Below are 8,383 nucleotides of genomic sequence, written 5' to 3'. Positions count from 1 at the left end.
TGATTTCTGCGCTTAGCTACGTCTAACTTGTAAGCGAAGACCGCTCACGGCGTTAGCCTAGGCTATGCTCAAAATCAACCCGTCTTTTGTCGCGCTCTAGACGAGCATGTGATATAGGGTTTGGTTTTCTTGTAGATTGATGTATTTTGGATCAAAGTTTTTAAGTTCTGTCAGGAGGTGATTTAGGTTGTCAGCGTTACCTAGGCGGACGCCGATGAGGACGGGGCCTTTGCCGCTGTTGATTTTTTTAGTGTATTCAAATTTGGTGATGTCGTCGTCAGGATTGAGGACTTCATTAACAAATTCCCGCAAAGCACCGGCGCGTTGGGGGAAATTCACGACGAAGTAATGCTGTAGGCCTTGATAGATTAGGGCGCGTTCTTCGATTTCTTGCATACGATTGATGTCGTTATTACCACCGGAGATGACACAAACGACGGTTTTACCGGCCAGGTGATCTTTATAGGTTTCTAAAGCCGCAACACTCAGGGCGCCAGCGGGTTCTGCGACTAAGGCTAATTTGCTATAAAGGTCGAGGATGGTGGCGCTGACTTGGCCTTCTGGAACGGCGACTAGGCGATCGACATAGGCTTGGCAAGTGGCGTAAGTTAGGGCACCGACTTTGTTAACGGCAGCACCATCTACGAATTTGTCCATGGTGTCTAGGGCAGCGGGGTGACCGTTGGCAAAGGCTTTAGCCATGGAACTGGCACCACTGGGTTCAACACCGACAACGGTTGTGGTGGGACTGACGGCTTTAGTGTGGGTGCTGATGCCGCTGACTAAGCCGCCACCACCGATAGCTGCAAATAAGAAATCAACGTCAATATTTTTGTCTTTGGCGTCGTTAAACACTTCAACGGCTAATGTCCCTTGACCGGCCATGGTATTCAAGTCGTCAAATGGCGCAATAAAAGTTTGATGATGATCGGCACAAAAGGCTTCAGCTGCGGAGTTAGCCGCATCAAAAGTGTCTCCGGTTAATTGGATGGTGACATTGGTGCCGCCGAAAAACTTAACTTGATCAATTTTTTGCCGGGGTGTGGTGGTTGGCATAAAAATCGTTGCGGGGATATCCAGTTGCGCACTGGTCCAAGCAACACCTTGGGCGTGGTTGCCGGCACTGGCACAGACCACACCTCTTTTTCGATCGGCTTCGGGTGTTTGGGAGATGGCGTAATAAGCCCCACGGATTTTGAATGAACGGACGGCTTGAAGGTCTTCTCGTTTTAAATAAACTTGGCAGTTGTACTTTTGGGATAGATAGTCGCTATATTGTAAGGGCGTATGGGCCACAATGGGCTTTAACACCTCATATGCTTTTACGATGGCGGTATCGGTTAAAACGTTATTTGCTGTATTCGTAGTCATTTGATCACATCCTCAATTTATTTTTAAAAATTTATATTAAAAAAAGGGCCACCTGCACTTAGCAGATAGCCCCTTTAGTAACCAGTCATTTAAACTAGCCCATGAATATCTTCAACACCATATCTTGACTGATCGTCCTCGCTGCGCGCGTTAGACCGGCATAGACATGGTACGTGTCCAAGATGAATTCGGGATTAAGCTGTTCAGCACCACAATAATTAATATTTGCGTTGTCAATAATTAAGCTGATTAAGGCCGTTGTAGCGACGGCCTTAATAATGGCAATGTCCCCATTCGTAATGTTGCTAATTAGAATGTGGTTCACGCCATTGGCTTGGGCAATATCAATTCTTGTTTGTAATTCATCAAGGCCATAGTTAATAAAGCCATCTAACTTAACGATAATTTCAAAATTTTCGTCAGTTGTAGCTTGTTGTGCGCTTGTTAAAATTTGATCCAAAGCTTCAGCATTTTCTAAATTGGCGTCACTAAGGATAACTTGGCGGCAACCAATTTTTTGTAAGGCTTGGATGGTTGTTGGTAATGTCCATAATTCAACATTATCAGGGATGTCGGCAATGACAGCCATTTTTGTCACGGCGGCTAAACGTTGCACATAGTTTAAATAAGCGGTTGTGCTTAATAAATCCGTATCATAAGTCCCAAGGAGTTGGGTGCTAACTAAACGGCTGTCTAAGTACACTCGGTCGAAACCTTGCGATTCGAAGTGTTTGAGCATAAGTGCGTTTGATGCGGCTGGAATAATGTGTGCTGACATCATAAAACATCCCTTTCTTAAACAAAAAAGGCCCTCTGATAGATTTATCAAAGGGCGCGAACTGCGCGGTACCACCTTATATTTGCAGCATTACGCTGCCTCATGCTAGAAATCTAGCTTGCATAAAATGTCATACATAAATGAATTATGTAAGTGGAGTAACCTTCAGTTTAGGCCAATACCTTTTTACAGCGGAAGCAAGGCTCTCTGTAAATGGCACAAAACTTACTCGTTCCAATTTTGCTTTTAATTATTTTTTAATTTATCTAAATATAGCACACTCACATCAATTGTCAACAAAAAGATATAAAAGTTATTTTTTGGTCGGATAAATAGTAGAAATGGGCTGAAAACACTGATTTAACCGATTTAAATTTTGTAAATAAGGGAATTCCCCTATTTGATAAAAAATAGTTGACATTTTATGAATTACCGTTTAAATTTAATTCACATCAGCACGACATTAAAAAAATATAATCATAATCTAATTTAAAATTAACCATTTACAAATTAACAATTCTCGTATATGATTAAGCCAATCCAAATTAGATGCCTGATACATAGGGGTTTATGAGGTGTATGTAAAAATGTATTGTTGATAAAAAGAACAAATAGCAGTCATAAGAAATGAGAAATAGTTGTTTTTAGATTATATATCTAATCTATTTTTAATCTAATTGCAATTATACTCATAATCTAACAACTATGGAGGGATGAGATATTATGCTAGCAAAACAGCCAAATGCAAAACAAAGTCAGGTTAATGGTGCAGAAGTCTTAATTCAATCGCTAATCGATCATAATGTTGAACTATTATTCGGCTATCCTGGTGGGGCTGTTTTACCGGTGTATGACACACTTTACACATCGTCATTTCGTAATATTTTAACACGACATGAACAAGGTGCGGCCCATGCAGCTGAAGGTTATGCTAAGGCGACTGGGAAAACCGGCGTCATCTGTGTTACCAGCGGCCCGGGCGCTTCTAATGCCATTACTGGCATTGCGGATGCTATGATGGATTCCACGCCATTAGTTGTGTTGACTGGCCAAGTTGGAACCAACGCGATTGGGACACAGGCTTTTCAAGAATTAGATATCATCAGCATGACAAAAGCCGTGACAAAAGCCAATTTTCAAGTTCGGCAAGTCAGTCAATTGGCACAAATTATGGATCAGGCCTTTACAATTGCACAGACTGGTCGTAAAGGGCCGGTTGTGGTGGATTTGCCAAAAGATATTATGGCAGCGGCAATTGACGTCCCAACAAAGCGGACAACACCAAGTACGGACCGCAATGAAACCGATTTGTCAGCATTCCAAAAAGCCTCTTTAAAGGCGATTTTATCCGGTTTAAGAAGCGCAACAAAGCCGTTATTACTCTTAGGTGCTGGTGTCAGTGCAGCGCAGGCGGGTACTTTAGCCAAAACCTTTGTCCATCAGTGGCAAACACCAGCAGTTGCGACCTTATTAGGCTTAGGTATTTTGACAAATGAGGAACCTTTATTCTTAGGTATGGGCGGAATGCACGGGACTTATGCGGCCAATATGACGTTTCAAGAGTGCGATTTCTTATTAAATATTGGGGCTCGGTTTGACGATCGCTTAGTACCGAATGTGGCTAAGTTTGCACCAAATGCCAAAATTGCGCATATCGATATCGATCCTAATGAGATTGATCGCATTGTTAAAACGGATTATGCCGCAGTTGCAGATGCCAAAGCTGCTTTGGAATTCATGGTGCAGCAACCCGTTGCCAATTATCCTTCCCAACCTTGGTTACGCTTAGTTCAACAGCGTAAACGGCAGCATCCTTACCATTATCGGTTAAGTGATAGTTTCTTTAAGCCCCAAGAAGTCGTTGAAGCGGTAGGCAAAGTAACCCGCGGACAAGCGATGGTCGTTACTGATGTGGGTCAGCATCAAATGTGGACAGCACAGTTTTATCCGTTCCATTATCCACAACAGTTGATTACTTCTGGTGGTTTAGGCACTATGGGCTTTGGTATCCCTGCGGCAATTGGGGCTAAATATGCCCATCCCGATCGCGACGTTGTTTTATTCGTTGGGGATGGCGGTTTCCAGATGACGAGTGAAGAGTTAGAAGTTTTAGCAACGGAACAATTAGATATCAAGATTGTTCTGCTGAACAACAAGACCTTAGGCATGGTCCGTCAATGGCAAGATGAGTTTTATCAACATCATCGCTCACAGACAATGTTTACCCATCAGCCTAATTTTGAAAAATTAGCGGCTGCCTATGATGTAGCCTACTATGAATTAACCAAACCGATGGCTCTGGAACCAACATTAAAAGCAATTTTTGCCGAAAAAGGCCCTGCTTTAATCAATGTAACCATTCCAAGTTTTGAACAAGTATATCCAATGATCGCCCCAGGCTGTGCCAATGATGACATGATGGGTTTAGATCAGTAAAAAAGGTATCTCGCTTAATTAAATTCGATTTTGATGAGCTTGATCATAGATGAAATCAAAAAAATTATATCTTATTGGAGGCATTATTATGAATGTAGAAATGTTGTATGAAAAGGATGTAACCACAAACTATTTGCAAGGTAAGAAAATCGCTTTTATCGGCTATGGGGCACAAGGCCACGCCCAAGCGAATAACTTACGTGACTCCGGATATGATGTAATTATCGGTGTTCGTCCAGGGAAATCTTTTGACAATGCCAAAAAAGACGGCTTTGATGTTTACAGTGTAGCAGATGCTGCGAAACAAGCGGACTGGATCCAAATGTTAACAACTGATGAAAATATGGCTGATATTTATAAAGACAGCGTTGCGCCTAATTTAGAAGCAGGCAATGTTTTAGGCTTTTCTCATGGCTTTAATATTCATTACAAAGAAATCGTGCCACCAGAAGATGTTGATGTTGTTATGATGGCCCCTAAAGGTCCTGGTAACTTGTGTCGTCGTACATACAAAGAAGGTTTTGGTGTACCAGCATTATATGGCACTTTCCAAGATTACTCTGGCCATGCTGAAGACTTATCTAAAGAATTTGCTAAGGGCAATGGTGCTGCTAGAGCCGGTTTACTTGAAACAACATTTAAAGAAGAAACTGAAGAAGATTTGTTCGGTGAACAAAATGTCTTGATGGGTGGCGTTACAGCCTTGATCGAAACCGGGTTTGAAGTTTTGACTGAAGCTGGCTACTCTCCACAATTAGCTTACTTTGAAGTACAACACGAAATGAAATTAATCTGTGACTTGATCTATGAAGGTGGTTTCAACAAGATGTATGCAGATTGCTCTAACACCTCTGAATACGGTTCTTATGTTATCGGCCCTAAAGTCGTTGGTCCTGAATCTAAACAAGCCATGAAAGATGCCTTAACTGAAATCCAAAATGGTAAATTTGCTAAAGACTTCATGGATGACTACCGTGCTGGCTTCCCAGAATTGAAGAAGATGCGGGAACGTTCTGCCACATCTCAACTTTCTGAAGTAGGGGCTGAATTGCGTCAACGGATGCCATTCGTTAAAGATGCTGATAAATACAGCACACCTCAAAACTAGAGTTTATTAAGCGACTCATAAAATACTGCCACAAAAATATTTTAGCGTAACGGCTGGCTGAAGACTTTGGTCTTTTACCGGCCGTTTTGCATAGAAAGGCCGATCAAAATAGATAAAATTTTAGAATTTAAAGATGTATCTGTGACAAGAGGTGACCGCCAAATTTTGAAGCATATTTCTTGGCAAGTGCAAGCAAAAGAAAACTGGGCAATTTTAGGGTTAAATGGGGCTGGGAAAACAACAATGCTCAAAATGATTCACGGGGATCTTTGGCCGACGACCGGTAAGCTAGAAGTTTTAGGCGGTGTTTTTGGACATGTGAATATCCCTGAATTAAAAACGAAGATTGGCTGGGTGAGTACGGCACTGCAAGATGAACTGCATGCCGGGGATGTGGTGGATGAGATTGTCTTATCCGGTAAATTTGCCAGTATTGGTATTTATCAAGCCTATACTAAAACAGAAATGGCTGAAGCGCAGCAGACATTGATCGATTTGGGCGGTGAAAAACTATTGGGCAAACCCTATGCTATTTTGTCCCAAGGAGAACGGCAGCTGGTCTTGATTGCCAGAGCCTTGATGACGCAACCGAAGTTATTAATTTTAGATGAGCCTTGTAACGGCTTGGACTTATTTGCCCGTGAAGAGCTGTTAAGTCGGATTCAAAATATTGCCAAGCGGCCGAACAGTCCGGCGTTGTTACTGGTATCCCACTATACTGAGGAAATTTTGCCAATCTTTGATCATTTGTTATTGCTCCGTGGTGGGGAAACTGTGGCCATGGGGCAACGGCAGGCCTTGTTATCTGAAGAAAGCTTGTCTAGCTTTTATCAAAAACCGATCGCAGTTCAAGAAATTAGTGGTTCTAGAATTGCGGTCTATCCTAAATAGTTTGGGCCTAACTATGTTATTTAAGGCAAACCCTTGGTATAATACGCTTTATTAGGTTATATTTTGATGAAGTTAGGGGTTTTAAAATTATGGGTAAAACAAAGCGCACAGCTTTTGAAATCAGTATTTTGGGGCTGCTGTCGGCTTTAATCTTGTTACAAGTTTATATTCCAATTGTGATTCCTGGTGGGCTACAAATTGTGACGGTGCATATTACAGTAGCGTTGGGTGCCATTATTTTAGGCACTAGAGATGGGGCAATTTTAGGATTGGTCTGGGGGTTGTTGTCGTTATTTCGCGCGTACACCTCGCCGGCCTCGCCACTGACCATTTTACTGTTCACCAATCCGGCAATTGCCATTATTCCTCGGGTTTTGGTAGGGATTGCGGCCGGGTTATTGTTTAATGTTTTTTATCAAAAAACGAAGCTGAAAAAAGCGGTTAGTTTGAGTATTACCGGCGTGGGCAGCGCCTTAGTCAACACATTATTTGTTTTATTGCTGACGGTTATCTTTTTCCAGCACGACCCTAATGCTTTATTCGGGGCAGCACGAGGCGGTGGCAGTAATACCAACTTGTTGATTTTCTTATTAACTGTTTTTGGGATTAATTCAATTATTGAGGCAGTTACGGCTGGGGTATTAGTACCATTAATTGGAACACCGTTGTTACGATTTAAAAAAGAAAAATAGCATTTTAATAAAAAAATCAGATTAACTTTTCTATATTTTGAAGTTGATCTGGTTTTTTTAGGTTGTTATTCTAAAAAAACTTAATAATATCATAAATAGATATAAATTTTTAAGGTAAATGACTTAAGTAATAAAACCCATTAATTTCAATTTTTGGTGGGCCGTTATAGCGCCCACCATTACTGCTCGTATGAGACGTATTTAATAATTCATAATTGAGCATACTCACAAAGCGATCATAAATTCTTATAAAATCATCATAATTTTTTTATCCATAAAAATTTTGGCTCAGTTAGAGGATATAATATTTGACGAATTTTGTAATCGCTCTATAATAGGTGTCGTATAGGAAACGCTTTCCATTTTTTTATATAACTTGAAGCTGAAAGGACGTTTGTTTTGTTGTTTTTTGCATTTGGAGATAATTTTATTATACATATTGACGATTAATAATACTGTGAAAATGTTCGTTTGCGGTGCGCTAAAGTATGCTAAAAAATAATTATTAGATATTACTAATTTTTAGATAGGCAATATTTAAAAGTGTTGGGAGATGGCTTTAAAGACGTAGCAGATTGTATTGAAGAAAGGACGAAAATTTAATGGACAATACGATGACACTAACTAAAAAAGTAGCGCTTATCCATAGCTTTGAACCTGAACCGGATGCTGCTGTAAATATTTTACTAACTTTACAGCAAGCCACAAAAGACGCCTATGTTGATGAAGCTTCCGCGCGTTTGGTGGCAGATTATGTAGGTTTGACACTGGCAAATATTTACGAATTAGTCAGTTATTATCCGGCTTTAAATGAACAGCCACAAGCCCGTTACGTATTAACTTTTTGCCACAGTGCACCTTGTGCCGTTAGCGATAATGGCTTCATTGAAAAAACATTGCATCAGATTTTAGGCATTGATGAAGGACAAGTTACAGACGATGGGTTATTGGCTTATCAAGGTGTGGCTTGTGTTGGGGCCTGTGAGCAAGCACCTTTTATCAAAATTAAAGATCACATCTTCCCAAATCTAACGACAGATAAGATTCAGCAGCTGGTGGCGGACTTAAAAGCCGGTCACTTCGACGATATTTTGTAAGGCGGTGGCA

Annotated in this window: 7 protein-coding genes; 5 read left to right on the top strand and 2 right to left on the bottom strand. The window is 40.9% G+C overall.

The genetic code is table 11. The features are described 5' to 3' along the window. Window positions 1–96: 96 nt before the first annotated feature. Complete coding sequence (gene ilvA, locus EKM93_RS09720; RefSeq protein ID WP_125715395.1) at window positions 97–1,371, bottom strand: threonine ammonia-lyase IlvA; 1,275 nt, start codon at window positions 1,369–1,371, stop codon at window positions 97–99. 94 nt (window positions 1,372–1,465) lie between these two features. Further along, window positions 1,466–2,149 carry an isocitrate lyase/phosphoenolpyruvate mutase family protein gene (locus tag EKM93_RS09715; protein WP_164507058.1) on the bottom strand — a complete coding sequence of 228 codons (684 nt, stop codon included), beginning with the start codon at window positions 2,147–2,149 and terminating at the stop codon, window positions 1,466–1,468. 723 nt (window positions 2,150–2,872) lie between these two features. Here EKM93_RS09715 and ilvB point away from each other — a divergent pair. From ilvB to EKM93_RS09690, 5 genes are all read left to right on the top strand, one after another. Continuing rightward, complete coding sequence (gene ilvB / locus EKM93_RS09710; RefSeq protein WP_125715393.1) at window positions 2,873–4,585, top strand: biosynthetic-type acetolactate synthase large subunit; 1,713 nt, start codon at window positions 2,873–2,875, stop codon at window positions 4,583–4,585. 88 nt (window positions 4,586–4,673) lie between these two features. Continuing rightward, window positions 4,674–5,693, top strand: a complete 1,020-nt coding sequence (gene ilvC / locus EKM93_RS09705) for a ketol-acid reductoisomerase (RefSeq protein WP_125715392.1) — start codon at window positions 4,674–4,676, stop codon at window positions 5,691–5,693. A 108-nt stretch (window positions 5,694–5,801) separates the two neighbouring features. Beyond that, on the top strand, window positions 5,802–6,584 hold the full coding sequence (locus EKM93_RS09700; RefSeq protein WP_125715401.1) for an ABC transporter ATP-binding protein: 783 nt from the start codon (window positions 5,802–5,804) through the stop codon (window positions 6,582–6,584). A gap of 89 nt (window positions 6,585–6,673) precedes the next feature. Next, entirely contained in the window at window positions 6,674–7,276 is a 603-nt protein-coding gene (locus tag EKM93_RS09695; protein ID WP_125715391.1) for an ECF transporter S component, read from the top strand. A gap of 602 nt (window positions 7,277–7,878) precedes the next feature. Continuing rightward, the gene (locus EKM93_RS09690) at window positions 7,879–8,373 is read left to right on the top strand and encodes an NADH-quinone oxidoreductase subunit NuoE family protein (RefSeq protein ID WP_125715390.1); all 495 of its coding nucleotides are present in this window, start codon (window positions 7,879–7,881) and stop codon (window positions 8,371–8,373) included. The last annotated feature ends 10 nt before the right edge of the window (window positions 8,374–8,383 follow it).

Source organism: Agrilactobacillus yilanensis, assembly GCF_003946725.1.
In the GTDB taxonomy this organism is placed as follows: domain Bacteria; phylum Bacillota; class Bacilli; order Lactobacillales; family Lactobacillaceae; genus Agrilactobacillus; species Agrilactobacillus yilanensis.
The sequence above is the reverse complement of the archived record's forward strand: the minus strand, read 5'-3'. Positions and strand labels throughout refer to the sequence as shown.

What these genes read in the sequence shown, in the direction of transcription:
- ilvA (WP_125715395.1), bottom strand. Translation starts at nt 1,371, where the DNA reads ATGACTACGAATACAGCAAATAACGTTTTAACCGATACCGCCATCGTA.
- EKM93_RS09715 (WP_164507058.1), bottom strand. Translation starts at nt 2,149, where the DNA reads ATGTCAGCACACATTATTCCAGCCGCATCAAACGCACTTATGCTCAAA.
- ilvB (WP_125715393.1), top strand. Translation starts at nt 2,873, where the DNA reads ATGCTAGCAAAACAGCCAAATGCAAAACAAAGTCAGGTTAATGGTGCA.
- ilvC (WP_125715392.1), top strand. Translation starts at nt 4,674, where the DNA reads ATGAATGTAGAAATGTTGTATGAAAAGGATGTAACCACAAACTATTTG.
- EKM93_RS09695 (WP_125715391.1), top strand. Translation starts at nt 6,674, where the DNA reads ATGGGTAAAACAAAGCGCACAGCTTTTGAAATCAGTATTTTGGGGCTG.
- EKM93_RS09690 (WP_125715390.1), top strand. Translation starts at nt 7,879, where the DNA reads ATGGACAATACGATGACACTAACTAAAAAAGTAGCGCTTATCCATAGC.